General features: G+C 61.2%; 26 protein-coding genes and 1 pseudogene. 14 read left to right on the forward strand and 13 right to left on the reverse strand.

Annotation, left to right across the window (positions count from 1 at the left end; translation table 11 throughout):
• The first annotated feature begins 42 nt into the window (after positions 1-42).
• The 3 genes from ACSBQQ_RS08080 to ACSBQQ_RS08090 all read left to right on the forward strand — a co-directional run bounded on the left by ACSBQQ_RS08080 (position 43) and on the right by ACSBQQ_RS08090 (position 3,794).
• Positions 43-2,463 (forward strand): fimbria/pilus outer membrane usher protein, encoded by a 2,421-nt coding sequence (locus ACSBQQ_RS08080; RefSeq protein ID WP_170929826.1) that lies wholly within the window; start codon positions 43-45, stop codon positions 2,461-2,463.
• Positions 2,464-2,483: 20 nt separating this feature from the next.
• Entirely contained in the window at positions 2,484-3,419 is a 936-nt protein-coding gene (locus ACSBQQ_RS08085; RefSeq protein ID WP_033638278.1) for a Csu type fimbrial protein, read from the forward strand.
• A gap of 135 nt (positions 3,420-3,554) precedes the next feature.
• Positions 3,555-3,794 (forward strand): DUF1480 family protein, encoded by a 240-nt coding sequence (locus ACSBQQ_RS08090; protein ID WP_004931517.1) that lies wholly within the window; start codon positions 3,555-3,557, stop codon positions 3,792-3,794.
• Positions 3,795-3,849: 55 nt separating this feature from the next.
• On the opposite strand, the gene ACSBQQ_RS08095 is transcribed toward ACSBQQ_RS08090, so the two are convergent.
• Complete coding sequence (locus ACSBQQ_RS08095; protein ID WP_033646337.1) at positions 3,850-4,449, reverse strand: hypothetical protein; 600 nt, start codon at positions 4,447-4,449, stop codon at positions 3,850-3,852.
• A gap of 4 nt (positions 4,450-4,453) precedes the next feature.
• The gene (locus ACSBQQ_RS08100) at positions 4,454-4,846 is read right to left on the reverse strand and encodes an ASCH domain-containing protein (protein ID WP_033638276.1); all 393 of its coding nucleotides are present in this window, start codon (positions 4,844-4,846) and stop codon (positions 4,454-4,456) included.
• Between the two features lie 338 nt (positions 4,847-5,184).
• On the opposite strand from ACSBQQ_RS08100, the gene yniD reads away from it, so the two are divergent.
• Positions 5,185-5,277, forward strand: coding sequence for a small membrane protein YniD (gene yniD, locus ACSBQQ_RS08105; RefSeq protein ID WP_223307179.1), 93 nt, complete (start codon positions 5,185-5,187; stop codon positions 5,275-5,277).
• A gap of 38 nt (positions 5,278-5,315) precedes the next feature.
• Here yniD and ACSBQQ_RS08110 read toward each other — a convergent pair whose 3' ends face one another.
• Positions 5,316-5,468: a hypothetical protein gene (locus tag ACSBQQ_RS08110; RefSeq protein ID WP_162846222.1), complete on the reverse strand. Its 153-nt coding sequence runs from the start codon at positions 5,466-5,468 to the stop codon at positions 5,316-5,318.
• A gap of 157 nt (positions 5,469-5,625) precedes the next feature.
• Here ACSBQQ_RS08110 and ACSBQQ_RS08115 point away from each other — a divergent pair, with 157 nt between their 5' ends.
• The gene (locus ACSBQQ_RS08115; protein WP_004931526.1) at positions 5,626-5,835 is read left to right on the forward strand and encodes a hypothetical protein; all 210 of its coding nucleotides are present in this window, start codon (positions 5,626-5,628) and stop codon (positions 5,833-5,835) included.
• Between the two features lie 273 nt (positions 5,836-6,108).
• Here the strand turns inward: ACSBQQ_RS08115 and ACSBQQ_RS08120 are convergent.
• Both ACSBQQ_RS08120 and ACSBQQ_RS08125 read right to left on the reverse strand, forming a co-directional pair.
• Positions 6,109-6,321, reverse strand: a pseudogene (locus ACSBQQ_RS08120) (M10 family metallopeptidase C-terminal domain-containing protein); the annotation flags it as partial.
• 47 nt (positions 6,322-6,368) lie between these two features.
• On the reverse strand, positions 6,369-7,712 hold the full coding sequence (locus ACSBQQ_RS08125; RefSeq protein ID WP_033638272.1) for a 2-hydroxycarboxylate transporter family protein: 1,344 nt from the start codon (positions 7,710-7,712) through the stop codon (positions 6,369-6,371).
• A gap of 432 nt (positions 7,713-8,144) precedes the next feature.
• On the opposite strand from ACSBQQ_RS08125, the gene pckA reads away from it, so the two are divergent.
• The 4 genes from pckA to ACSBQQ_RS08145 all read left to right on the forward strand — a co-directional run bounded on the left by pckA (position 8,145) and on the right by ACSBQQ_RS08145 (position 14,143).
• Positions 8,145-9,764: a phosphoenolpyruvate carboxykinase (ATP) gene (gene pckA / locus ACSBQQ_RS08130; protein WP_033653893.1), complete on the forward strand. Its 1,620-nt coding sequence runs from the start codon at positions 8,145-8,147 to the stop codon at positions 9,762-9,764.
• Positions 9,765-9,971: 207 nt separating this feature from the next.
• Positions 9,972-11,276 (forward strand): MFS transporter, encoded by a 1,305-nt coding sequence (locus ACSBQQ_RS08135; protein ID WP_060425652.1) that lies wholly within the window; start codon positions 9,972-9,974, stop codon positions 11,274-11,276.
• Positions 11,277-11,444: 168 nt separating this feature from the next.
• Positions 11,445-12,704 (forward strand): MFS transporter, encoded by a 1,260-nt coding sequence (locus tag ACSBQQ_RS08140; protein WP_060428563.1) that lies wholly within the window; start codon positions 11,445-11,447, stop codon positions 12,702-12,704.
• Positions 12,701-14,143, forward strand: coding sequence for a glycoside hydrolase family 32 protein (locus tag ACSBQQ_RS08145; protein ID WP_060425651.1), 1,443 nt, complete (start codon positions 12,701-12,703; stop codon positions 14,141-14,143). Before ACSBQQ_RS08140 ends, ACSBQQ_RS08145 begins: the two co-directional genes overlap by 4 nt.
• Before the next feature lie 41 nt (positions 14,144-14,184).
• Here the strand turns inward: ACSBQQ_RS08145 and ACSBQQ_RS08150 are convergent, their stop codons facing one another.
• From ACSBQQ_RS08150 to ACSBQQ_RS08160, 3 genes are all read right to left on the reverse strand, one after another.
• The gene (locus tag ACSBQQ_RS08150) at positions 14,185-15,186 is read right to left on the reverse strand and encodes a LacI family DNA-binding transcriptional regulator (protein ID WP_060418472.1); all 1,002 of its coding nucleotides are present in this window, start codon (positions 15,184-15,186) and stop codon (positions 14,185-14,187) included.
• Positions 15,187-15,255: 69 nt separating this feature from the next.
• Complete coding sequence (locus ACSBQQ_RS08155) at positions 15,256-15,819, reverse strand: HutD/Ves family protein (protein WP_060425650.1); 564 nt, start codon at positions 15,817-15,819, stop codon at positions 15,256-15,258.
• Positions 15,819-17,189 carry a formimidoylglutamate deiminase gene (locus tag ACSBQQ_RS08160; protein WP_060425649.1) on the reverse strand — a complete coding sequence of 457 codons (1,371 nt, stop codon included), beginning with the start codon at positions 17,187-17,189 and terminating at the stop codon, positions 15,819-15,821. Before ACSBQQ_RS08160 ends, ACSBQQ_RS08155 begins: the two co-directional genes overlap by 1 nt.
• A gap of 180 nt (positions 17,190-17,369) precedes the next feature.
• Between ACSBQQ_RS08160 and hutC the strand changes: the two genes are divergently transcribed.
• The 4 genes from hutC (at position 17,370) to ACSBQQ_RS08180 (ending at position 22,087) form a co-directional block, all read left to right on the forward strand.
• Positions 17,370-18,125, forward strand: coding sequence for a histidine utilization repressor (gene hutC, locus ACSBQQ_RS08165; protein WP_033638258.1), 756 nt, complete (start codon positions 17,370-17,372; stop codon positions 18,123-18,125).
• Between the two features lie 157 nt (positions 18,126-18,282).
• Complete coding sequence (hutI, locus tag ACSBQQ_RS08170; protein ID WP_060425648.1) at positions 18,283-19,506, forward strand: imidazolonepropionase; 1,224 nt, start codon at positions 18,283-18,285, stop codon at positions 19,504-19,506.
• Positions 19,503-20,306 carry an N-formylglutamate deformylase gene (gene hutG, locus ACSBQQ_RS08175; protein ID WP_047567892.1) on the forward strand — a complete coding sequence of 268 codons (804 nt, stop codon included), beginning with the start codon at positions 19,503-19,505 and terminating at the stop codon, positions 20,304-20,306. The genes hutI and hutG overlap by 4 nt, the downstream gene beginning before the upstream one ends.
• 245 nt (positions 20,307-20,551) lie before the next feature.
• Positions 20,552-22,087 (forward strand): serine hydrolase domain-containing protein, encoded by a 1,536-nt coding sequence (locus tag ACSBQQ_RS08180; protein ID WP_048321492.1) that lies wholly within the window; start codon positions 20,552-20,554, stop codon positions 22,085-22,087.
• Positions 22,088-22,090: 3 nt separating this feature from the next.
• Here the strand turns inward: ACSBQQ_RS08180 and ACSBQQ_RS08185 are convergent, their stop codons facing one another.
• Together ACSBQQ_RS08185 and ACSBQQ_RS08190 are read right to left on the reverse strand one after the other, a co-directional pair.
• Positions 22,091-22,621: a chorismate mutase gene (locus ACSBQQ_RS08185; protein ID WP_048321491.1), complete on the reverse strand. Its 531-nt coding sequence runs from the start codon at positions 22,619-22,621 to the stop codon at positions 22,091-22,093.
• 114 nt (positions 22,622-22,735) lie between these two features.
• Positions 22,736-23,221: an anti-virulence regulator CigR family protein gene (locus ACSBQQ_RS08190; protein ID WP_033646351.1), complete on the reverse strand. Its 486-nt coding sequence runs from the start codon at positions 23,219-23,221 to the stop codon at positions 22,736-22,738.
• A gap of 443 nt (positions 23,222-23,664) precedes the next feature.
• Here ACSBQQ_RS08190 and ACSBQQ_RS08195 point away from each other — a divergent pair, with 443 nt between their 5' ends.
• Positions 23,665-23,844: a hypothetical protein gene (locus ACSBQQ_RS08195; protein ID WP_025160261.1), complete on the forward strand. Its 180-nt coding sequence runs from the start codon at positions 23,665-23,667 to the stop codon at positions 23,842-23,844.
• A 53-nt stretch (positions 23,845-23,897) separates the two neighbouring features.
• Here the strand turns inward: ACSBQQ_RS08195 and ACSBQQ_RS08200 are convergent, their stop codons facing one another.
• The 3 genes from ACSBQQ_RS08200 to yddG form a co-directional block, all read right to left on the reverse strand.
• A complete protein-coding gene (locus tag ACSBQQ_RS08200; RefSeq protein WP_004941293.1) occupies positions 23,898-24,779 on the reverse strand; it encodes a nucleoside-specific channel-forming protein Tsx in 882 nt (293 codons plus the stop codon).
• 372 nt (positions 24,780-25,151) lie between these two features.
• A complete protein-coding gene (locus ACSBQQ_RS08205; protein ID WP_004941292.1) occupies positions 25,152-25,424 on the reverse strand; it encodes a hypothetical protein in 273 nt (90 codons plus the stop codon).
• 73 nt (positions 25,425-25,497) lie between these two features.
• Positions 25,498-26,391 carry an aromatic amino acid DMT transporter YddG gene (gene yddG / locus ACSBQQ_RS08210; RefSeq protein ID WP_043147310.1) on the reverse strand — a complete coding sequence of 298 codons (894 nt, stop codon included), beginning with the start codon at positions 26,389-26,391 and terminating at the stop codon, positions 25,498-25,500.
• Between the last annotated feature and the right edge of the window lie 36 nt (positions 26,392-26,427).

Genomic DNA, 26,427 nt, shown 5'->3' on the forward strand with positions numbered 1-26,427 from the left:
CTATCGACGCGGCGTTTCAGCCTTAAGCCGCTGGCGTTTGCCATGCTGAGCATGGCGGCCGGCGGCTGGCTGCCGTTTGCGCTCGGCGACGATCTGCCGCCGCCGCCCAGCGCCGTCAGCATGCCGGACACCACGCTGTATCTGGAGCCGGTCGTCAACGGGCGCCAAACCGGCAACGTCGTGCAGGTCAACTACCGCGGCGGCCATTACTACATGACGCCCCAGCAACTGCTCGACGCCGGGCTGCCGGTAGCGGATAAGCAGGCGAAAGAGATCGCCGTCGATCGGCTGGAGAAGGTGGATGTCAGCTACAGCGGCGAGAGCCAGCAGTTGCTGATCAACGTGCCCAACGACTGGTTGCCGCAGCAAACCATCGGCGCCCATTCACCGTTGCAGCGCTTGCCGGCGCAAAGCAGTCTGGGTTTGCTGTTCAACTACGACATCTATGCCAGCCAAAGCAACGGCAATGGCCGGCCGGGCTACCTGTCGGCGTGGAGCGAACAGCGGCTGTTCGACGGGTTCGGCGTCATCGCCAACACCGGCATCTACCGCAGCGGGTTTAACGGCGGGCCGAACGACGATGGCGGGCGCTATATTCGATACGACAGCTACTGGCGTTTCAACGACGACCAGCGGATGCTGAGTGTGATCGCCGGTGACCTTACCACCGGCTCGCTCCCCTGGAGCAGCGCCGTGCGCATCGGCGGCTTGCAATTGGCGCGCAATTTCGCGGTGCGCCCGGATCTTATCACCTACCCGCTGCCGCAATTTTCCGGCCAGGCGGCATTGCCCAGCAGCGTCGATTTATACATCAACAGCTATAAAAACAGCACCACCAACATCAATCCCGGGCCGTTCACCCTCAACAGCGTGCCCTACATTAACGGCGCGGGTCAGGCCACCGTCGTCACCACCGACGCCCTCGGCCGCCAGGTCAGCACCACGGTGCCGTTCTACGTGGCCAGCAACCTGCTGCAGACCGGCATGAGCGATTTCAGCATTTCCACCGGTTTGCTGCGGCGCAACTACGGGTTGAATTCTGCCGATTACGGGCAATGGGTAGGCAGCGCCAGCTTACGTTACGGCGTCACTGATTGGTTAACCCTGGAAGGACGCGCCGAAGGCGCAGCCGAGTTGGCGGTTGGCGGCGCCGGCGCCGACCTTCGCGTCGGGCAATGGGGGGTTCTCAACGCGTCCTACAGCGTCAGCCAGGCCGGCGATGAAGCGTTTAACGGCGAATGGGCGATACAATCCCCCACCTATTACGATCCGCTGACCGGCAGGCCGTTGCAACAGCCGGATCCCCAGCCCGTCTATCGCTACACCGGCAACCACGGCGATCAGAGCAGCTTTGGTTACACCTACAGCAACCAACGTTTCAGCCTCAACGCCCAACGCATCCTGCGCAGCGCCGATTTTGGCGACATTTCCGTGTATAAAAGCGACTACCGCCTGAGCCGCCGCACCGATCAGTTGACCGGCAGCGTCAGCCTGGGCCGGCTCGGTAGCCTCGGCGCCGGTTATTTTGACGTCCGCGACGCCATCGCTCAGCGAACCCGCCTGGTGAACCTGTCCTACAGCGTATCGCTTTGGCGCAACAGCAGCCTGTACGCCTCGCTGAACCGGGAAATCGGCAGCAGCGGTTACAGCGCCCAGCTGCAGCTCTCCATTCCGTTCGACAGCTGGGGCACGGCCAGCTTCAGCGCCGCGCGCGACAACAACAACCGCTGGAGCGAACGCGTCAGCTACAGCCGCGCCGCGCCGACCGATGGCGGTTTCGGCTGGAATCTGGCCTACGCCAATAACCCGAGCGGCGGCGATTACCGCCAGGCCGATCTGACCTGGCGCACCCGCAGACTCGAAGCCCGAGCGGGCGTATACGGCACCCGCGATGAAACCAACCACTGGGGAGAAATCAGCGGTTCGCTGGTGGCGATGAACGGCGGCGTGTACGCCACCAACACCATCAACGATGCCTTTGCGCTGGTGTCCACGCAAGGATACGCCGACATTCCGGTGAGCTATGAGAACCAGCCGATCGGCAAGACCGACGCCCAGGGCTATTTACTGGTGCCGACCGTCACCTCTTACTACCATGCGAAATTCCAGATTGATCCGCTCAACCTGCCCGCCGACGTCGCGCTGCTGACGGTGGAGAAAACCGTCGCCATTCGCGATCACAGCGGTTTTCTGGTTGAGTTCCCCATCCAACCCATCTCCGCCGCCGACGTCGAACTGGTTGACGAGCAAGGCAAACCGTTGGCCAACGGTAGCCAGGTGGCGGTGGTTGGCGGCAATCAGCAAAGCTATGTCGGTTGGGATGGCATGACCTATATCGACCCGGTGCAACAACACAATCGGCTGAGCGTGATCCCGGCCGACGGCGGCCCGCCGTGTCAGGCGGAATTCAGCCTGGCGAAGCCTCAGGGCATCCAGCGCGTCGGCCCGGTTGTCTGCCGCTAATTCAACGACGGAGAGTCACTATGTTTCGGGGATTGAAAGCCTTCTTATTGTTAACCCTCTCGCTGCTGTTCTGTCAGCGCGCATTCGCCGACTGCGCCACCACCAACGGCACCGTCACCTTACCGGGAAGCAGCTCTTTCGTGGTCTACAACGGGCAGATCAACGCCCAGGGCACCGCCGGCCTCAACTGCACCGGCCTCGGGCTATCGCTGCTGTCGCAGAACACCGTCACGGTCAAGGTTGCGTCGACCACCAACGGCATGGCGGTCGCCAACACCGACGGTTCCGGCGATAAAATCGCCTACCTGATCTATCCCGACGCCAACTATCAATATCCCTACAGCATCGGGCAGACCATTGACTACAGCTCGCTGAACCTGCTGTCGCTGATCCTGATCTCCTCCAACGTCAACTTTCCGCTGTATATCAAAACCACCGCCGGCGCCAACGTGCGTTCGGGCACCTATACCGACACCATCAACCTGATCTGGAACTACCATATCTGCGGCCTCGGCGTGCTCGGCCTGTGCATCTGGTGGGACGGCGTCAACAAGGCCAGCACGGTCAGCGTCAGCGTCGCCATCACCAAAGACTGCCTGATCGGCACCGCGCCCAACGTCAACTTCGGCAGCATGGCGTTGGTCGGGCAGTTCAATCCTGTCAATCAGAGCATCACCCTGACCTGCACCAAAACCGAGGGATACAACACCTATTTCACCAACGGTAATAACCCGGTCTCCGGTTGGCGGCGTATGAAAAGCGGCACCAGCAATTTCATGCAGTATCAGATTTACTTGCCCAATACGACGACCGTTTGGGATAGCACCAACAAACAGAGCGGCGCCGGCACCGGGCTGGCGCAAAGCATCCCGTATAAGGCGGCGGTCAATGCGGCGCAGACGGAAGTGGCGGTCGGCAGCTATCAAGACAATCTCAGTTTTGTGGTGGAATACTAGGCGCGGTGCTTTGCCGTCGTGGAAATTGTTTCCAAAATGTAATTTTTATGTGGCATTTTTTGCTCACTTGGCTATGCTGTTACCGATGGCCGCACTGGTCTAACCTCCTACCACACCATTGAGCAAGGAGTTCCCATGAGCAAAACCGTCGTAAAAATTGGCAGCTTCGAGGTCGATGACGCGCATCTTCACGCCGGCGCCGACCGCGCCGGCACCCTGAGCATTCCCTGCAAGTCCGATCCGGATCTGTGCATGCAGCTGGACGGCTGGGATGAACACACCAGCATTCCGGCGATCCTCGACGGCAAACAGTCACTGCTGTACAAGCAGCACTACGATCGGCAGGCGGACGCCTGGGTGATGCGGCTGGCATGAAAATGCATCAGAACTGCTGACGACGCGCTGTTTTCATCGGAAACAGCGCGTTTTTTTATGCGATGGCGATGCCGCGGCCGGCAAAGAAAGGGGTGAAGCGGCTGAGCGGCAGGTGCACCCGCTCGCGCGTCGCCGGGCTGTCGCCCGAAGGATTGTGGAAGGTCACGCTTTGCGCATCGGCGGCGGTGATCAGCACCAGATGCCCGCCCCGCTGCGGCGGTATGCTCTCCGGCCGGCGAATGGAGGGATGCACCGAGGCGATAAAGTAACGGCATTCTTGAAGCAGCGCCGGCACGTCAGCGGCCTCCAGCCCCACCTTCACCTCCGCTTGCAGCGCGAACTGCTCGCGTACGAACTCGACGAACGGCGCGTAAATCAGCCCCTTTATCCGCTCCCCTTCGCGCACATAGGCGCCGTAAGGCAGGCTGCGCCGCGCCAGCTCCAGCAGCGGCGGCGCTTCGCCGTCGCGGTGGCCCAGCACCATTTTCAGACAGGCCATGCCGCACACGTGATTGGCCCACTCGACGTACTCCGCCCGATCGCGGGCGCCGCTGCGCGCCCAATTTTCGTCTTGCGCCAGCGTCGCGCGGCCGGCGATCAGATCGGCGGCCAGTTCCGGGCTGGCCCACTGGCACTCGTAGGGAACGGCGCGCATAAGATTAGAATTTGTCGACGACTTTGAAATTCATCAGCACCAGCGTCATGTCCGGCGAGAACAGATCGTACTCTTCGAAGAAGCGCTGCAGCTCTTTGCGCCAGTGCGCCAGCGAGCGATCGCCCTCGCCTTCGGCAAAGGCGTGCGCTTCATCGACCTGATCGTAAGTTTTCATTTCCACCGCGGTCAGCTCGACCGCGCAGACCGGCTCACCCTTGCCGTCCACCACCAGGAACCGATCGCCGGCCTGCGGGATCCCCTCGCCGTCGAGGTTGGAACAGGTGGCCGTTTTGGTGCCATTGAGGATCAATTGCACCACTTCATCGGCCTGCTGCTCGGTATCGCCGAACGCCCAGCGCTCAAGGTGCTCGTATTTCTGTGGAATTGCCGTCGCCATGATTATACCTTTAGGAAAAATGCATCAATGCAGACAGGATAGTACAACGTATTGCCGGCCGTCTGCATCCGTCGCAAGCGCGACTGCGCGTTCCGCCACCGCCGCCTTTACGCGTTTTTACCGTTCTTCGCTGTGCCTGCCGCGCTGTCGGGCGCATACTGTGAACATTATTCACCCAATGGCGACCGCCAGGCGGCAACATGCGGCAAAATGACATCGATGCTGACGATACCTTCAGCGATTTACTCAACGGCGTCGCGTTAGTGACGCTTTTCCTCATCATCCTCGCCGGTGGTTGGTATTTCAGCTAAAGGGGAAACAACGTGGCAACAAAACGCATGGGCGCCAAGCTCAGTAAAATGGTGGTGGTGCTGCTGCTGATCTGCCTGGCGTTGCTGCTGTTGCGTTGGGCGGCGATAGCCTTCGGTTAATCCCGCGAAACGACGCCGGCCAAACGCCGGCGCCCTGCTCACCGCCGCCGCGGCGCGGTCGGCTCCAGCAACTCCCGCAAATAGGCCAAGCGCGCCTCTCCCTGCGGCAACCAGCGGCGACACAGCCAATGCTGCGTTTCACCCGTGCGGCTCAGGCGGTAGTACTCCGTAAAGGTTTCGACCCAGTTCATGATGTTTTCTCCTGCTTTTCAACACCGCAAGTATTGAGCGTAAAAACCAGAAGAAATACTGATGGCTTGTTTTTTATGCTTCCTGTTTTAGGCAGCCGGTAGCGAAGCCGCAGTTCAGCTGCTACATTGGGCAAAAATCAACCAGCCGAGGTAGACCATGACGTTCTCGGAACAGGAGATTAAACCCGTATGGGATGAGGTCGCACGCCTGATCGGCGACGGCGTGATGCAGCTGCGCCATCGCGGCGAAGCGCTGTCGGTGGAAACGCTGGAAAAACATCTGGCGCGGCAGCTGGCGGACAGCAACGATATCGAACGGCGCATCCTGCTCGGCGCCGCCATCAACATGCTGAAAGGCGGAAAATGAATCGCCAACCGAAAAGGTTGGCGATCCGACAGAAGCCCGAGGTATGCAAGCCCGGCCTTCTGCGCGCTACTATGTCACGCTAATATGACGGAATTAATAGGAATTGTCGGGTTTTTGCCCAAAACGCCCTATTTTTGTTGCCTGCATTACGCCAACACGAAATCACCCGCATCCAGCGGCTGCCCCACCACTTTCACCAGGAAATCGCTGCCGGTGTTGAACAGCGTCAGATCGTTCTTGTCTTCACCGCGCACGAAGTCGCGGATCCAATCCGCCGGTGGCGGTGAGGAAGTCGCGATCGGTATTGGAATTGAAACCGTAGATCGTATCGCCGATGCGGGTGTGCATGTTGGCGCCGTAGAAATGCGGGATCGCCGTGATGTCGTTGAGCAATGGCCCGGATGAGTACGCGCCTTTAAAGTCCTGCCCGATGTTGCTTTCGCTGAAATAGCTCATCACGCTGTGGGTGCGGCTGTCCTCGAAATAAAAAACCGGGGCAATCCAACCCCGGCTATCCATAAGAAACCCTGGACTTAGACTAACCAACCGAGCAGCAGCGTCGCGCCAATGACCGTGGAAGCGCCGCCGATGCGCGTGGCGATTTGGGCGAACGGCATCAGCCCCATGCGGTTCGATGCAGACAGGATCGCCACGTCACCGGTGCCGCCCAGGCCGCTGTGGCAACAGGTGACGATCGCCGCTTCCACCGGGAACATCTTCAGGTAAGGCGCAATCAGGAAACTGACCAGCCCCATCGACAGCACCACCGAACCGCAGACCACCACATAACCGACCGAGAACACCGCCACCACGCTTTCCAGCGGCACGTACAGCATGCCCAGACCGATCATCAGCGGCCACACCAGCGCGGTGGAGACGAACTTGTAGAAACTGTGCGCGCCGGTCTCCATCGAGGCCGGGATCACCCGGCAGTATTTGCACAGCACCGCGAACAGGATCATCAGCACCGGGCCGGGAATATGCACGATGTGTTCAAACAGGCCGCCGACGATAAAGAAGGCGCAGATCACCAGCAACCCGCCGCCCATCAGTTGGAAATCGACGTTGCCGCTTTGCTCCTTGATGGCGAACATCGCGTTCTCCTGCGCCGAGCGGATCAGCATGCCATCGCCGCTCAGCGCCTTGCGCTGCATGCCGATGCGCGCCAGCACCCCGGCGGTCACGATGGCGAAGATGTTGCCCAGCACCGCCGCCGGCGCCAGCTGCGCGACGTAGACGTCCGGCGTCGAGCCCAGGATCGCCGAATAGGCCAGCGACAGCGGTAAAATCCCCTCGCCGATGCCGCCGCCGATGATCGGCACGATGATGAAGAAAAAGGTGTGATAAAAGGTAAAGCCGAACAGCTTGCCCACCAGCAGCCCGGTGATCACCGCCGTCACCGTACCAACCACCAAGGGTACAAACATGCGAATCATCCCCTGAATCAGGATCACCCGGTTCATGCCGAGAATGCTGCCGACCACCAGACTGGCGATGACGAAATAGAGCAGGTTGGCGTCTTTCATCAGCAGATGAACGGTGCCCATGACGTTAGGCTGGAAGACATTGAAATAGACCAACACCGACGGCACCATCAAACACAGAATGGCCGGCCCGCCGATATCGCGCAGCACGGGAATGCTTTTTCCCAACTGCGCCAGCGCAAAGCCCAGCGTCATTATCACCGCCAGGCCGCCGATCATATTCTTCGGCAGGAAGTTGGCGTAGGCGGAAATCGCCACGATCGCGCAAATCGTGATAAACAACGCGATCGGCACCGCACCGATATCTATTTGACGAAGTTGATTAATTAATCCTGAGGATTCGGACGATGCCGCATTTTTATCACAGGCCAGTTCTGCATTTATCTGTTTCATTATTCACCCTGCTGACAAGCGTACAGTACGGTTAGATTCACCTGGCACAACAGTCCCGCCATAGCCAAGCAAAAACAAATGATTACGAAAAATCCTATTGTGGATTTCGCTTTTTCTAATAAGAAATAAAACAGTGGACAGCCCTGACGATATGATAAAAAATAAAAATGCAAAACTAAATTACGCCGGCGAAATTCAATATTGTGACCCTCCGCCAAGGTTGGTTTTAATTAATTATCGTCAGCATTTTGTAATTAAAGTAAGCAGGCTTAAATTCGCTGCTATGCTATAGGAGGGCGAAAAAGCCCCCTGTTTTATTAATAAAGAACCGGAAACGCATTAGCTGAATCCGGTCAGCTTGATCCGAACCTTAATCCTGCGCGCGGCACCGCACGGGAAAGAGGCATAATATGACTCATAAGGAAGTAGAATATGTCTTCACGCGCTGTTACCCCACAAACCCTCGCTCGCTACGGCATCCATCAGGCCGCCGACATCGTCTATAACCCCAGCTATGAATTGCTGTTCGCCGAAGAGACCCGCGCCGACCTGCCGCCGCTGGAACGCGGCACCCTCACCCAACTCGGCGCGGTCAACGTCGCGACCGGTGAGTTCACCGGCCGTTCGCCGAAGGACAAATACATCGTGCGCGACGACACCACGCGCGATACCGTCTGGTGGTCGGACAACGGCACCGGCAAGAACGACAACCAGCCGCTCTCCCCGGAGGTCTGGCAGCATCTGAAAACGCTGGTGGGCAACCAGCTCTCCGGCAAGCGTCTGTTCGTGGTCGACGCGTTCTGCGGCGCCAACGCCGACACGCGCCTGAAAGTGCGCTTCATCACCGAGGTGGCCTGGCAGGCGCACTTCGTGAAAAACATGTTCATTCGCCCGAGCGACGCCGAACTGGCGGACTTCGAGCCGGACTTCGTGGTGCTGAACGGCGCCAAATGCACCAACCCGGACTGGCAGCAGCAAGGGCTGCATTCGGAGAACTTCGTCGCCTTCAACCTGACGGAACGCATGCAGCTGATCGGCGGCACCTGGTACGGTGGCGAGATGAAGAAAGGCCTGTTCTCGATCATGAACTACCTGCTGCCGCTGAAGGGCATCGCCTCGATGCACTGCTCGGCCAACGTCGGCGAGCAAGGCGACGTGGCGGTGTTCTTCGGCCTATCCGGCACAGGCAAAACCACCCTCTCCACCGATCCGAAGCGCCAGCTGATCGGCGATGACGAGCACGGCTGGGACGACGACGGCGTGTTCAACTTCGAAGGCGGCTGCTACGCCAAGACCATCAAGCTGTCGCCGCAGGCGGAGCCGGAAATCTATCAGGCGATCCGCCGCGATGCGCTGCTGGAAAACGTCACCGTGCTGGCCGACGGCAGCATCGACTTCGACGACGCCAGCAAGACCGAGAACACCCGCGTTTCCTATCCGATTTATCACATCGAGAACATCGTCAAACCGGTGTCCAAAGCCGGCCATGCGCGCAAGATCATCTTCCTGACCGCCGACGCCTTCGGCGTACTGCCGCCGGTATCGCGCCTGACGCCGGAGCAGACCCAGTACCATTTCCTGTCCGGCTTCACCGCCAAGCTGGCCGGCACCGAGCGCGGCATCACCGCGCCGACGCCGACCTTCTCCGCCTGCTTCGGCGCCGCGTTCCTGACGCTGCACCCGACGCAGTACGCCGAAGTGCTGGTGAAACGCATGGAGGCCGCCGGCGCCCAGGCTTACCTCGTTAACACCGGCTGGAACGGCAGCGGCAAACGTATTTCGATCAAGGATACGCGCGGCATTATCGACGCCATTCTGAATGGCGACATTGAGCAGGCCGAGACGTTCACGCTGCCGATCTTCGGGCTGGACGTGCCGACCGCGCTGCCGGGCGTCGATCCGTCGATCCTCGATCCGCGCAAAACCTACGCCGACGAGTCGCTGTGGCAGGAGAAAGCGCAGGATTTGGCGCAGCGCTTTATCGATAACTTCGCCAAATATACCGTCACCCCGGCGGGTGAAAAATTGGTGAACGCCGGGCCTAAACGGTAACGGCATTCCCCCGCTCAAGGGCCGATTCGTCGGCCCTTTTTTGTTTTCACTCTTCCGCCATCCACTGCGTTCGCCGATGTTTGCCCCGAATGGTGGCGTATCGACAGCATGCGCTGAGCGCCTCACAGTTCCCGCTGAAATCAATTGATTGTTTTGTCGTATAAATTTAGAACTGACGAACAATAATTCAAAAGTATGGGAACGGGGATGAATCAACAGACTCTCGACGCGCGCCGCTCGCGTCAGGCGTTGCTGGCCGGCTCGGTCGGCAACTTTATCGAATGGTATGAGTTCGGGGTGTACGGGTTCCTGGCCACCGTTATCGCCGCCAATTTTTTCACGCTGCAGGGTGAAAACGAAATCACCAGCCTGATCCTCACCTACGCCGCCTTCGCGCTGGCGTTTTTCTGTCGGCCGATCGGCGCGGTGATATTCGGCCGCATCGGCGATCGCATCGGCCGTCGCCCAACGCTGATTGCGGTTCTGCTGTTGATGACGCTGGCCACCGCGCTGATCGGCGTCATGCCAACCTATGCCTCGATCGGCGTCGCCGCCCCGCTGTTGCTGACGCTGCTGCGCATGTTTCAGGGGCTGTTCGCCGGCGGCGAATTCGGCGGCGCCGTGTCGCTGATGACCGAGTTCGCCCCGAAGGGCAAGCGTGGGCTGTTCGGCGCCTGGCAGTCGCTGACCGTCGCGCTCGGCCTGTTGGCCGGGGCTGGACTGGTGGCGCTGCTGGCCGCGCTGCTCAGCGTGCAACAGCTGCATGACTGGGGCTGGCGTATTCCCTTCCTGCTGGCGCTGCCGATGGGCGCCGTGGCGCTGTGGCTGCGGCTCAAGCTCGAAGAGACGCCCACGTTCACCCAGGCGCAGCAACATGCGGAACACGCCGCCGCGCCGCCGGAAGCGAAGCTGGGCGGCGTGGTGAAAACCATACTGATCGGCATCGGCCGCATGATGGGCTGGTCGGCCGCCGGCTATACCTTCCTGGTGGTGATGCCTTCCTATTTGCAAACCTCATTGCACGCCACCTTCCAGCAGGCGCTGGTGGCGACGGTGCTGGCCAACGTCGGCTTCGCCCTGACCATTCTGCCGGCGGGCATCATCAGCGACAAACTGGGGCGTAAAACGGTGATGCTGACGGCGGTGGCGGCGGTGATCCTGCTCACTTTCCCACTGCTGCACCTGTTGCAGGATGCGCAGAGTTCACTGTGGGCCAAAGGGCTGGCGGTCATGATCGCCGGTGCCGTGGTTGGCCTGCTGGCCGGTCCCGGCCCGGCGATGCTGGCGGAGATGTTCCCGACCCGGGTGCGCTATACCGGCTTGGGGCTGGCTTACTCGCTGTCCAATGCGGTGTTTTCCGGCTCGGCCGGGCTGATTATCACCGGCCTCATCAAACAGACCGGCAATATCGACATTCCCGCCTACTACGTGGTCGCCACCTCGGTGGTCAGCCTGTTTGCGCTGATGACGCTGCGCCGCGACGACCATCTGCGCTCGCTGAACGAACGTTAATCCTCGGGGGGCACATCGCCCCCTTGCCAACCCGTGACCTCGATCACAAGGCACAAATGTTAACGTTAACTTTTGTGATTAACATCGCATGCGTGACATCTGCTGGCTTCATCCCTTTACGAGTTAACGTTAACAATGGAGCTAACTTCACTCACCGGGGCCCTACCCATGAACCGCGAAACTAAAAAATATTACGTGCTGCTCAGCGGCCTGCTGTTCTTCTTTTTCTTCACCTGGTCTGCCAGCTTTTCGCTGATCTCGCTGTGGCTGAATCAGAAGATCGGCCTGAAAGGCGCCGAGACCGGCCTGATCTTCTCCGCTATCTCGTTGGTGGCGCTGTGCGCCCAGCCGCTGTACGGGTTTATTCAGGACAAACTTGGGCTGCGCAAGCACCTGCTGCAGTTTCTCGGCGTGATGCTATTGCTGACCGGCCCGTTCTTTATCTACGTTTACGCCCCGCTGCTGGCGAGCATCCTGCCGCTCGGCGCGCTGGTCGGCGGGGTATTTATCGGTGCCACCTTCTTCGCCGGCATCGGCGCGCTGGAATCTTATACCGAGCGAGTCAGCCGCATCAGCGGTTTCGAATTCGGCCGCGCCCGCATGTGGGGATCGCTCGGCTGGGCCAGCGCCACCTTTTTGGCCGGTTTTATCTTCAATATCGATCCGAACATCAATTTCTGGCTGGCCTCTGCCGCCGCCGTGGTATTCCTGTTGCTGCTTAGCCAGGTGCGCGAGCTGAAGCCGAACGCCATGGCCGGCCTGGCGTTCGGCAAACCGGAAAATCTGCGGCTGCAGGATGCGCTGGCGCTGCTGCGTATGCCGGGCTTCTGGGCGCTGGTGGTATTTGTGCTCGGTATCAGCGTGTACAACGTTTTCGATCAGCAATTTTCGGTCTACTTCGCCTCGCAATTCGCTTCACGCGAACAGGGCAACGAAATGTACGGCTTCCTCAACTCGCTGCAGGTCTTCCTCGAGGCCGGCGGCATGTTCCTGGCGCCGCTGCTGGTGAACCGCATCGGCGCCAAACAGGGGTTGTTGCTGGCCGGTGGCGTGATGGCGCTGCGCATGTTCGGCTCCGGCTTGGTCAGTGGCGCATTGATGATCTCCGCCATGAAACTGCTGCACGCCGTAGAGTTGCCGATCCTGCTGATCGCTATCTTCAAATACATCGCCAGCCGCTTCGACAGTCGCCTCTCCTCAACGCTTTACCTGGTGGGCTTTCAGTTCATCACCCAGGTGATGGCCAGCTTCCTGTCGCCGCTGGCGGGCTACGGTTATGACCGCATCGGCTTTGCCGACACCTATCTGCTGATGGGGTGCGCGGTCGCCGCCACGACGCTTGTCTCCTGTTTCCTGCTGCGCGGCGAACGTTCCGCCAGCGCAACCCCCTTTCAATCCGCCATTAAATCAAGCGAGTCTATCCAATGAACACTGCCTTAGCTCAAGCCGACCATGCGGTCGAGGCCCTGCGCGCAGAGCGCCGAGACGAATACTACCCGCAGTTCCATCTCGCGCCGCCCGCCGGCTGGATCAACGATCCCAACGGCCTGATCTGTATTGACGGCGTCTATCATGCCTTCTTCCAGCATCACCCCTACAGCGAACACTGGGGGCCCATGCATTGGGGGCACGCGACCAGCCGCGATCTGATCCGCTGGCAGCACCAGCCCATCGCCCTGGCGCCCGATGCGCCCTATGACAAAGACGGTTGTTTTTCCGGCTGCGCCGTGGATGACAACGGCGTCCTGACGCTGATTTACACCGGCCACGTGTGGCTGGGCGAACCCGGCGACGACAGCCAGGTGCGGGAAGTGCAATGTCTGGCCACCAGCGAAGATGGCATACGCTTCGTTAAACATGGGCCGGTGCTGGCCCCGCCGGACGGCATTCAGCATTTCCGCGATCCGAAAGTCTGGCGCGAGAACGGCGAATGGTGGCTGGTGGTCGGCGCCAAAGAAAACGGTCTCGGCCAGGTGCGCCTGTACCGTTCTGCAGACCTGCGCGCCTGGCGCTTCGATCGGGTGCTGGCCGGCGCGCAGGCGGCGCATCAAGGGTATATGTGGGAATGCCCGGATTTCTTCCCGCTGGGTGAACAGCACCTGTTGCTGTTCTCGCCGCAGGGGCTGGCGGCGCAGGGCTACCGCTACCGCAATCGCTTCCAGAGCGGCTATCTGCTCGGCCACTGGCGGCCGGACGGCGACTTCAGGGTGACGCAGCCCTTCTGCGAGCTGGATGCCGGGCACGATTTCTATGCGCCGCAAACCTTCACCGCCGCCGACGGCCGTCGGCTGCTGTTTGCCTGGATGGATATGTGGGAATCCCCGATGCCCAGCAAAGCGCACCGCTGGGCCGGCGCCCTCACCCTGCCGCGCGAGCTGACGCTGGCCGCCGACGGCAGCGTCCTCATGAACCCGGCGCGTGAACTGGCGGCGTTGCGCCGAGAATCGCACACCTTTTTGGCACAGACGCTGACCAATCAACATCTGCCGCTGGCGGAAGACGTGCAGGAACTCACCCTGACGTTGAGACCGGCCGACAACGACGCCGAGCGTTACGGGCTGGCCATCGGGAATGCGGCGCGCCTGTTCGTCGACAATCAGGCGCACCGGCTGGTGCTGGAACGTTTTCATGACAACCCCGCCCTGTGCACCTGCCGCAGCGTGCCGCTACCGGAAGGTGACACCCTGTCACTACGGATCTTCATTGACCGCTCATCGCTGGAGATCTTCGTCAATCAGGGCCAGGCCTGCCTGACCAGCCGCATCTACCCGACGGCGGGCGAGCGCCACCTCAGCCTGTTCGCCGAAGGCGGCCGGGCACAGTTTGAGCCCATCACGGGATGGCGGCTGGCAAGCATCTGGGGATAATGGGAATGAGCACCGGGCGCGCAGCGACGCACCCGGTGCGCTTATAGCGAACCACGCGCCAATAGCGGGCAAGGCACTTTCACCGTCTCACGCAGCTCCCGCTGCTCAATCACATGCAGCGCCGCAAGGCGGCCCAGCTCGTAATGCGGCAGCTGCACCGTCGTCAATGCCGGCAGGAACAGCTCGCCGGTGCCGACCATATTGTCGTAACCCAGCACCGCCACCTGTTGCGGTATCCGCCATCCTTGCGCCAGCAATACCTGATACACCAGAAAGGCTATCCGATCGTTTCCGCACACCACGACGTCGCAATCGCGCCGCCCGGGAGAGAAATGCCGCTCCAGCAGCGCGACGCAGTCGCGATAGCTTTGATCGCCGCCGCTCAGATCGAGATGATACTGCCGCAGCTGTTCAACATCGCGCCCCGCTTCGCGCCAGGCGCGTTCCAGACCGCGGCGGCGCAGGCCCGCCGCCAGCGTATCCGCCGGTAAATGAATGCACAGTGGCGCGCGATAGCCTTTGGCGATCAGCGTGCGCGTGGCCTCATACTGCCCTTGCTCGTCATCAGGAATGTAGCTGGCGATCGAATGCGCCGGGCTGACGCAGTTGGCCAGCACCAGCTTTTTGTCCAGCAGTTTGGCCGGCAATGTCACCTCGCGCAGCCCCATCGTGGTGAAGATCACCCCATCCGGACGATGCGCCAGCAGCAGATCGACGGTCTGTTCGGCGTTGTCGTCGGCAAACAGGTTGACGACGAAGCTGTTCCAGCCGCGTTCACGCGCGGTTTTCTCAATCGACAGGATCATTTCCACCGAGAACGGCGTCGTGGCGGTGTCCAGCGCCAGCACGCCGAGCGTCTGCACGCGATTTCCGTCACCGCGAATACGCCGCGCTGACAGATCCGGCACGTAGTCCAACTGGTCGATAGCCTGTTTGACGCGGCGGTAGGTTTCCGGCCGCAGCTTGCCGGGTTCATTGATGGCGCGGGACACCGTCATCAAAGAGACTCCGGCAAGTTTTGCGACGTCTTTCAGCGAAGCCATGCGCCCTTCTTTATGATTAATGGGGAAAAGTGAATAATCCCATAACCGGGCGCAGGACTCTACTCTGCGTTAGCAGGCTATGATGTTCGCCCACAGAAGAGCGCCGTCGGCCGTCAGCGGCGCCACTTCGCCGCCCGCCGCCTGCGCCGCCCACCAGACGCCCTCGCGCGCCCGCAGTTCGCCGCCCCCCGGCAGCGACCAGACCCCGCTCAGCACATACAGCACGCCCGCCTGGTTGGGTGGCAAGGTGACGGGCGCCGTGCTGCGCCGCACCTCGGCCGCCTGCCGGCCGCGGCGCGTCATGATGTTGAAATCCTGGCTGGCGCCGCCCAGCAGCGTCGCTTCCAGCGCCACGTCGCCGGAGAACGCGAACGGCTCCCCGACGCGCGCCAATTGATGGTCGATATGCCCGGCGCTGAACAGCCGCACGCCGTCGCCTTCCAGCAGCGTGATCGAACGATCGATGCCTGCAAAGGCGGAAAACGGCCCGTCCTGTGCGATGGTGGCGATGCTGGCGCGCCAGTCAAAATCCTGCGCGCCCGGCGGCCAGCTGACGATTTCACGGGTTTCCCCACCGCCGTTGCGCCACGGGCTGACCGGCAGCGCGGCGAAGTTAAAACGGGTCAGGCTCATTACGCCTCCTGCTGAAAGGTTTTCAGCACCTGCAGGAACTCGGCGCCGCTCTGCTGCTGCAGCGCGTGCCGCCCCTGCTCGATCACCTGCCGGCCGCCGACGAACACGTCGCGAATTTGCTCTTTACCGCCGGCGAACAGCCAGCGGTTGAGGATCGAGGCGTCCGGCGCCGCCGCCAGATACGGATCGTCGCCGTCCAGCACCAGCCAGTCGGCGCGATAGCCGCTCTGCAACCGGCCGATCGGCGCGCCGCACGCCTGCGCACCGCCCTGCAGCGCCTGCAGGTACAGCACATCGCCCACCGCCGACTGTTCCGGCGTCGTCAGACGGTTGCGGCGCTGATCGCGCAGCCGCTGGCCGTATTCGAACCAGCGCAGCTCTTCCACCACGTTGAGCGAAACGTGGCTGTCGGAACCGATGCCCCAGCGCCCCTGCTGCTGCAGGTAAGCGTCGCCGGGGAAGATGCCGTCGCCGAGGTTGGCTTCGGTGGTCAGGCACAGGCCGGCCACCGCGCGGCTGCGCGCCAGCGCTTCCAGCTCGTCGCGATCCAGATGGGTGGCATGCACCAGGCACCAACGCTGATCGACCGGCAGATGGTCATACAGCCAGGCCACCGGGCGCTGCCCGCTCCACGCCAGGCAGTCGTTCACCTCTTTTTGCTGCTCGGCGATGTGAATATGCACCGGCAAAGTGCGATCCGACGCGGCCAAAATCTGCTGCATCTGGCCCAGCTCCACCGCACGCAGCGAGTGGAAGCACAGCCCCTGATTCTGCAACGGACGATCCGCCAACTGGCGGGCAATCACCTGCTGCTGGTGCAGATAGCTTTCGGTATCCTGGATAAAACGTTTCTGCCCCGGCTGCGCCGGCTGCGCGCCGAAACCGGCGTAGCTGTACAGCACCGGCAGCATCGTCATGCCGATGCCGGCCTGATGCGCGGCCTCGCTGAGGCGGCCGGTCATCTCACCGCGATCGGCGTAAGGCTTGCCGTCGGCGTCGTGATGCAGATAATGGAATTCGGCCACCTGGGTGTATCCGCCCTTGAGCATTTCGATATACAGTTGACGGGCGACTACCTCCACCTGCTCCGGCGTCAGGCGCTGCACCAGGCGGTACATCAGATCGCGCCAGGTCCAGAAGCTGTCCTGCGGGTTGCCCGCCACTTCCGCCAGCCCGGCCATCGCGCGCTGGAAAGCGTGGGAGTGCAGGTTCGGCATGCCCGGCACCGCGTCGCCGTGCAGCCGGGTGCAGCCTTGCGGCTCAGCGTCGGCGGTAACTTGAGTCAGATAACCTTGCGCATCGACGTCCAGCCGGACGTTATGCGCCCAGCCCTCAGGGAGCAAAGCGCGTGGGGCAAAATAAGCAGGCATGGCAGTATTCCACTGTTGGTGTAACGGCGAATGAGGCGCGGCGATGGCGCGCCTTCGGGAATTTTTGGCGGCCGCCGGCAAGTTTCTGGCGCGACGGCCACTAGTTGTATATACATATACATACGCCGACATCAACAGTAAACTGGTGTTATTATTTTTTTATTTGACGAGGTTAACGTCGTGGCTGAACAACAGACAGTGTTACAACTGGCGGCTGCAATGAGCGATGCCCCCGCCCCGATCTACCAACGGGTCAAACAGGCGATCGTGAATCAAATCCGTGCGGGGCATTGGCAACCGCACCAGCGCGTGCCCTCCGAAAGTGAACTGGTGGCGGAACTGGGCGTCAGCCGCATGACCATCAACCGCGCGCTGCGCGAGCTGACCAGCGAAGGTTTTTTGATTCGCATGCAGGGCGTCGGCACCTTCGTCGCCGAAGCCAAAGCGCATACCGCGCTGCTGGAAGTGCACAACATCGCCGATGAGATCGCCGCGCGCGGCCATCGTCACAGCAGCAAGATCCTCGAGCTGAAGGCCCGTGCGGCCAGCGAGGAAGAAGCGACGGCGCTGGGCATTCACCCCGGCCAACGGCTGTTCTATTCGCAGATCGTGCATTACGAAAACGATGTGCCGGTGCAGGTGGAAGACCGCTGCGTCAACCCGCTGGTGGCGCCGGATTACCTGAAGCAGGATTTCGACCGCGTCACGCCTTACACCTACCTGACGCAGGCCGCGCCGCTGACCGCCGGCGAACACATCGTCGAAGCGGTGATCCCCACCCGGCGTGAGCGCGAGCTGCTGCAGCTGGAAGACCATGAACCCGGTCTGCTGATCCATCGCCGCACCTGGTCCGGCAAAACCGTGGTGACCTCGGCCCGGCTGCTGTACCCCGGCAGCCGTTATCAACTGTTCGGCCGCTTCACCAGCGAAGTCTGATCCCCGGCGGGCGCGCCCTGCGCCCGCATCTCCGCTGTCGATCACATCCTGATAACAAAATCTCTCCCGCCTCTTGTGACATCCCGGTGAATGCGTTAGGTTGTTTTTAATTGTATATACAACCATGTGGGAGCTGCGGCTCCGGCGGAGGAAAGCAATGACGTCTGAGATTCACTGTGACAGCCTGTGGCACGGCGCCGATATCGTCACCATGCGCGACGGCAAGTATCACACCCTGACCGACGGCGCGATCGCCGTGCGCGACGGCAAGATCGTCTGGATTGGCGAACATGCGGCGCTGCCGTCCGGCCTGATCGCGGACGAAACGGTGAAATTCGACGGCGGCATCATCACCCCCGGTTTTGTTGACTGCCACACGCACCTGGTGTTCGGCGGCAATCGCAGCGGCGAGTTTGAACAGCGGCTGAACGGCGTGAGCTACGCCGAGATCGCCGCGCAGGGCGGCGGCATCATTTCCACGGTGAAAGCCACCCGCGCGGCCGATGAAGCGCTGCTGCTGGAGCAGGCGCTGTTCCGCCTGCGGCCGCTGCTGGCGGAAGGCGTCACCTGCGTGGAGATCAAATCCGGTTACGGCCTCAGCCCGGAAAGCGAACTGAAGATGCTGCGGGTGGCGCGCAAGTTGGGCGAGTTGCTGCCGGTCGAGGTAAAAACCACCTGTCTGGCGGCCCATGCGCTGCCGCCGGAATACACCAACCGCGCCGACGACTACATCAATCTGGTCTGCGACACCATCATCCCGCAGGCGGCGGCAGCCGGCCTGGCGGATGCGGTTGACGCCTTCTGCGAACATCTGGCGTTCTCACCGGCGCAGGTGGAGCGGGTCTTCGCCGCCGCCGAGGCCGCCGGTCTGCCGGTCAAGCTGCACGCCGAGCAGCTCTCCGCCCTCGGCGGCAGCACGCTGGCGGCACGCCATCACGCGCTATCCGCCGACCATCTCGAATACGCCACCGAACAAGATGCCCGCGCCATGGGCGACGCCGGCACCGTGGCGGTGCTGCTGCCCGGCGCCTATTACCTGCTGCGCGAAACCCAGTGCCCGCCGGTGGAGCTGTTCCGCAAGCACCAGGTGGCGATGGCGATCGCCAGCGACGCCAACCCCGGCACCTCGCCGGCGCTGTCGCTGCGCCTGATGATCAACATGGCCTGCACGCTGTTCCGCCTGACGCCGGAAGAAGCGTTGGCGGGCGTCACCACCCACGCCGCCAAAGCGCTGGGGCTGCAACACAGCCACGGCACGCTGGAAACCGGCAAGGTGGCGGACTTCGTTCACTGGCCGCTGTCGCGGCCGGCGGAACTGGCTTATTGGTTGGGCGGTCAGCTGCCCTGTACGGTGATTTTCCGAGGAGAAGTACGTCAATGACCATTCGCGATCCTTTTAGCTTCCAGACCGGCAGCCTGCCGCTGCTGATCAGCATCCCGCACGCCGGCACGCAACTGACGCCGGCGGTCGAGGCTGGGCTGACCGACGACGCCCGCCCGCTGCCCGATACCGACTGGCACATACCACAGCTGTACGACTTCGCCCGGGCGATGGGCGCCAGCGTGCTGGTCGGCAACTATTCGCGCTTCGTCATCGATCTGAACCGCCCGGCGGACGACAAGCCGCTGTACACCACCGCCACCACCGGTCTGTATCCCGACGTGCTGTTCGACGGCCGTCCAAGCTTCCTGCCGGGCAAAGCACCGACGGACGCAGAGCGCGCCGGCTATCTGCAGCAAATTTGGCAACCTTATCATCAGCAGCTGCAAGACGAACTGGCGCGCCTCAAAGCGCGGCACGGCTATGCGCTGCTGTTCGACGCGCACTCCATCGCCTCGGTGATCCCGCGGCTGTTCGAGGGCAAGCTGCCGGATCTCAATCTCGGCACCAACGGCGGCGAAAGCTGCGCCCAGGCGCTGAGCGATCGGCTGGTCGCCTGCTGCGAGCAGCAACAGCAATACACCCACGTGCTGAACGGCCGCTTCAAGGGCGGTTACATCACCCGCGCCTACGGCCAGCCGCAGCAGCAACAGCATGCGATCCAGCTTGAGCTGGCGCAGGTGAACTACATGTCCGAACAGTATCCTTACGCGTTCGAACCGCAGCGCGCCGCCTCGCTGCAGCGCCTGCTCAAGCAGATGATTGAAGGCCTGTTGGACGGCGCCGCCAGACTCAACTGATCCCCTCTGCAGGCGCCGCCGGGCGCCTGTCTCTCCCCCTGCCTTTAACCGCATCGTCAGCCGCGTTCTGCGCGCCATATCAAAGTTTCGCGTGATTCCCCACCGACTGGTCTAAACAGCGCACAAAACAGCGGCCGACGAAAAACGCACTGCGCCACAATCAGCCGAAAAGCCCGCGCTCCTCGTCAGCGCCGGGCGGCGTGTGGCCGAGCTGGCCCGTTTCGAACCATCACTCTGGAGGCCCTATGTCTGTAACACCGTTAAACTGGCGCGCTGCCGGCGCCGTTGCCGAACAATTGCTGGCCGGCTGGCAACGGCATGGCGAACCCGGCGGCGCCATCACCCTGTTTGACGCCGAACAACTCCGCGCCACCGCCTGCGCCGGCCTGGCCGATCTGGCGCAGAATACCCCCTTCACCGCCGACAGCGTGGTGCGCTACGCCTCAGTGACCAAGCACATCTTTGCCGCGCTGGCGCTGAACGCCACCGGCAGCGCCATTCGGCTCGAACAGCGCCTGGGCGAACTGCTGCCCGCCCTGCAGCCTGCGCTGGCGGACGTCACCGTCGGCCAGGCGCTGGACATGACCGGCGGCCTGCCCGACGTGCGCGAGACGCTCGGCCTGCTCGGCATCTCGCTGCACGCCGTCAGCGAGGCGCAGCCGGTGATGCAGTTTGTCGAGGGGTTGGAAAGATTGAACTACGAAGCCGGCAGCGAGATCGCCTACAGCAATACCGGCTATCGGCTGCTGGAGGCCGCGCTGCGCAGCAAAGGGTATGATTTCGACCAACTGGTGCAACAGCACATCGCCCGGCCGCTGCAGGTGCAGATGCGGGCGCCGGAAAGCTGGTTCGACGTGGTGCCAGGGTTGGTGCCGGGTTACTGGCGAGCGCCGCAGGGCTGGCAACACGCCAGCGCCGGCCTGCATCTTTCCGCCTCCGGCAGCCTGACCGGCAGCCTCCACGCCCTCACCCGCTGGCTGCAAACGCTGCTGGCCGACGAGGGCCCGGGCCAGGGCGTGCTGGCGCAACTCGGCGCACCGCGCCGCCTCAATCAGGGCCAACTCAGCGCCTATGGCCTGGGGCTGGCGCAAACCCCGCTGGGCCGCCGGCGCTTGCTCGGCCACGGCGGCTCCCACGCCGGTTACAAAACCTATTTCCTGCTGGCGCCCGATCGCCAGGCCGGCGTCGCGCTGGTGGCCAACCGCGAAGACTGCGACAGTTTCGGTATGGCTTTGCAGGTGATGGCGGCGCTGCTTGGCGAACCGCTGCCGCAGCGCAGCATGGCGATCCCCGACGGCCTTTACGCCACGCCGGCGGAGCCGCACTGGCTGGAGGTCAAAAATGGCAATCTGGCCTATCTGGGCAGCGATGAACCGCTGTATCAGGGCGAAGACGGCTACGCGGTGTCGCTGTCCGCCCATATGCCAATCAAATTGAAGTGGACCGGCGAAGCGGTCGAGGGCGAAGTCGGGCATGTGGCGCGCCGTTTCCTGCCGGTCACGGCCAACGGCGACTGCCTGAAGCATGTGCAGGGGCTGTGGTATCACCCGCACTATCGCACCGCCTTTGAAATTCGCGGCGATCGGGTGCATATCGGCGTCGGCCCGGCGGCGCAGACCGGGACGCTCAGCCCGCTCGGCCAGGGCCGCATGCTGGTGGAGTGCCAGGACGGCCCGTGGTTAAAACGCTTTTGCCTCTATTTCCGCGGTTACAACGTGGATCTCATCGCCAACCGCAGCCGGATGCTGACCTTCCGCCGCAGCACCGTCGGCCGCGACTGACGCTCAGCGTGCGCTGCCGGTTTTGACCGCCAGCAGCGCATCCGCCAGCCGCCGTTTGTCGGCGGCGCTGAGATTCACCTGATCCACTGACGCCATAAACGCCGCCCGATCCGCCTCGCCGAGCGGGCCGGCGCGCAGCCGCTCCGCCAGCCGTTGCAATATCTGGCTGCTCAACTGCGCAATCTCCGGGCGCACCTGCGCCAACGGCCGTGGCTGCCAGCCGGGTTCCGGGCTCGCCAGCCAGTCGGCGCGATAGCGGTACTGAATCGCCTTGGCGGCGTTCATCTGCGCGGCGATAAAAGGCCGTACCGACGCGGGCTCAAGCCCCAAACGCCCCGCCTCCGCCTGCGCGCTGGCCAACACCTTCGCCTCCTGCGCCAGGTCTTCGATCGGCAAATGCTGCTGCGCCTTGTAACCGGCAACGTCTTTCATCAACGACAGCCGTTGGTTCACCAGTTCGCCGATGGCGGCGGCGCCGTCGGCCAACGCGGGAAAACTGGTCAAACAGCAGGCTATCAATAACGCCCTGAACATGGCGCCTCCCTTATGATGCAGTGAAAACGTAAGGCCCAAAGTTCACCACGTCCGCCCCGCGCTGGCAAATAAAAAGGCCCCGCCGCAGCGAGGCCCGATAACGCTCGACAAACCTTAGTCGAACACGCCGTTGATGACGGAAGCCACAATCGCGGTGCTGAGTGCGACCAGCACCAGATCGTCGCCGGCGATACGCCACTCATAACCCGGGTACTGCGGCAGATCGCGCAGCATCGAGTAAGGCACCACTTTTTTGGCGATGCCCGGCGGCAGCGGTTTACCGCGCGCCAGATTCTTGGCGATGCCCGGTGGCAGCGAGCTGTAGCCGGTCAGGCCGTAGTTGCGCGCCAGCGAACGGGCGCGGTCGCGCGAGAGGCTGACGGAAACCAGATTATCGTCGTTTCTATAACCGCCTTTATCTTTATTGCCTTTGTTGCCGTTGTTGCCATGGTTACCGCTATTACCGTGATTGCCGCTGTTGCCATGGCCATTACCGTTGCCGTTACCATTGCCGCCTTTGTCAGCCAGGGCCGGGGCGGATGACAACCCCAGCGACGCGATCAGCGCCAACACCGTGAGGGTCGTACGACGTTTGTTCATGTTGTGTATTCCTGCGTGGGGGACTCTGTTGACTATAGCGGGTCTTTTCCGGACGAAGTATAAGGAAAACTCCGAGATAACAAGTGCAGTTTGACGGCAGTCGCGCCAATAGCTTGTTTCAACACAACACGCCTCGAGAATTCCGAAACTTACCTCAGATTTTTCTTGAAGAAAAATAAGCCTTACGCTAGCGTGGGAGGGTAACAAAAAAGAGTTAGCGTGCTCTTTTTCGTCGCACCTCAAATCTTATTCTTATCATCCATAATGATAATAGCGAACACTTCCCGCCTCTCCGTGCGGGATTCTTTTTCCCGCCGCTGTCGCCCCAATCTGGTGCTTTATGTTGAGATTTGGTTGCCAATAATTTACATTCGCTGTCTGAGAAACCTCAACCTCCCGCGGTGGCCAGGCTGGCAACGGGTGGGCGTTCAGGAGCAAAAGACGTGCAAATGACCCTCATGGAATACATCACTCGGCACTTTAACGGCGATCTTCATCGTTACGCGCAGTCGGAAGGCGTCAGCCGTGAACAAATCATTAGTTGGATAAATAATGAATGTCACGTGATCAAAGGCAGGCTGTTTATGCCGGTGAAGCATCTCCCGGTTGAACAAGCCCAGTGATGACAAAAAAAACCCCGCCAGGCGGGGTTTTCTGTTTCTGATAACACGGAAAATCAGAAGTTATAGCCGACCACGAGGTAATAACCCCAGCCGGTAGACTTGATTGGGCCCTGCGGGGTGCCGATATCCGCGCCATCCTGCCACTGGCCGCCGTTATGGAAGTAACGCGCCACGAAAGAATAGTGCCAGTGATCGTAGTTCAGCGCCAAAATATGGCTGGAGGCGATCGAGTTGCTGGTGCGCACCTGTTTGCCGGTGCCGTCAACCCAATGGCTGTCCTTGCCCAGATCGGAACCGAAGTCGAAGTTGGTGAAGCCGATGTAGCTCAGGTTGCCGCCCCACACCTGGGTCAGCGGCACGAAGTATTTCACCTTGAAGCGGTAACCGTCCCAGCTGTTCTCGTTGGCGGCCTGGTAGTTTTCCCACTGGTATTTGGCATAGATGTTCATCGACAGGCTCATCGGCAGGCCGGTGTCGATATCGGTGCCCAGACCCATGTACCAGGTGTTCTGACGGCCGTCGGCGTTGTGGCCCAGATCATAGATGTAGTTGTTGGCGAAGTACCACTCTTTGAACGGACCGAAGCTCAGATCGGTGCCGGTCAGCTTGTCGATGGAGAAGCGCGGTTCAATCTCCATAAACAGCGGGGAACCTTTGTCCCAGATGCCGCGATCCGGGGTATTGCCCACGCCGAAGAACTTCGGCACGTCAACGTAACCGTAGAAATCGAACCAGTCTTTCTTGGCGAAGGCTTCGTATTCGAGATACACGTCGTTATTCAGCTGCGGCCCGAAGCGGGTGTGGTAGCTGCCCACCACGTTGACGCTCTGGTGCCACCAGTCGGAGACATATTGACTGTCTTTGCTATCAGCCATTGATGATGCACTGTAAGACGCTGCGAGCAGTACACCTGCTGCGAGAGCTATTTTTTTCATTTTATTACCACATGCTTAAAGGGCCATTTCCTGCCCGTTTAGAAAAGATGACAATGAGTCTGCCGACACCTGGCGTTGTCTTCACACAGAAACTCGGATGACGCGCGCATTATAGAAACCACTGACTGTAAGAATCTGTGATCCAGTTACGCATTTCGCGAATAGGTAATCGATTGCGTTCACATTTGTCAAATTATGTTTCATTCAAATTCACATTCGTTGTGATTTTTGTCATGCACATCGATTTTTAGCGCAGTTTTTGAGCCAACTGTCATCAGGGCGTCACCTGCCCGCCATTGAGCCGCGGCAAAGAAAAAGCCGACGTATAAACGTCGGCCTTCATAAAATCAGTAAAAAATACGCAAAGCGAAATCAGTTCACCGCCGGCACCGCCTTGGCGATGTTTTCCTGGCGGAACGCCACCTCTTCGCCGTTTTTCACCTCCCAGCTGGCGACCGGGATATCGGTCTTGGGCGCCGCCGCGACGACCGAGCCGTAAATCAGCTTGTCGTCGCGGCGCAAAATATAAACGTCGAGCTGATATTCATGCCGCAGATTCGCCGTGGTCAGGCGCACGGTATCGCCGCGCTCGTAGTGATGCACGTCGATTTCGGGTTGTTGAATAAATTGAATGTCGCTTCTCATCGTCGTCGTTCCTTCAGGCAACATGGCTAGTTAAATTCTAGTTCAACATTGCGCCGACGGCGGATAATTTCCGTTAATTTCCACGGGTTGCCCGCCAACAGATCAGCGAGCCGAGAGTGACCATCGCCACGCCCTGCCAGAAATTGACGGTCAGCGAGGTGTGCAACACCAGCGCGGCGAACACTGCCGACAGAACCGGGGTAAAATAAGAGACGGTCGCCAGCAGCGTCATGTTGCCGTGCAGAATGCCGACGTTCCAGGCGGCATACCCCGCCCCCATCGCCACCCCGGCGCACAGCAGCGTCACAGTCACGCCGGCGCTGAACTGCATGCCGCTTTCCGCGCTGAAGGCATATTTAAGCCACAGCGCCAGCGCGGTCAGCACAATGAACAGCACCACGCCGTTGCTGCCCTGGGCGATCTTCTTGGTCAGGTTGCAGTACAGCGCCCAGATCACCGCGCCGCTGAACGCCAGCCCGTAGCTGAGCGGATTGCTGCGCACGTTGGCCAGCATCTGCGCCGGTGACCAGCCGCCCTCGCCGCTCATGATCCAGCCGATGCCGAACAGCGACAGCAGCAGCCCCGGCAGCAGCCACCATTTCGCCTGTTGGCCGTTGAGCGCCAGCGCCATCAGCACGGTGAAACAGGGCCACAGGTAGTTGATCATGCCCACTTCTATCGCCTGCAGGCGGGTATTGGCGTAGCCGAGCGACAGCGACAGGCAGATCTCGTAACTGACGAACAGCAGGCTGCCGACGATGAGATAAGGCCGCGGAAAGCTGCGCCATTTCGGCACGCCAAGCGCCACCAGCAGAAACACCGCGCTGACGCTGTAGATCATCGCCGCGCCGCCGATCGGCCCCAGCCCTTCGCTGACGCTGCGAATCAGGCCGACGACGCTGCTCCACAGCACAATGGCCAACAAACCGAACAGCGTGGCGCGGGTACGCGAGGGCAAAGCGGGCATAAGGCGGGTCCAATGGGTTATTTTTTATCGGGTTTT

This window comes from Serratia sp. G204Y, from assembly GCF_051172435.1.
In the GTDB taxonomy this organism is placed as follows: domain Bacteria; phylum Pseudomonadota; class Gammaproteobacteria; order Enterobacterales; family Enterobacteriaceae; genus Serratia; species Serratia sarumanii.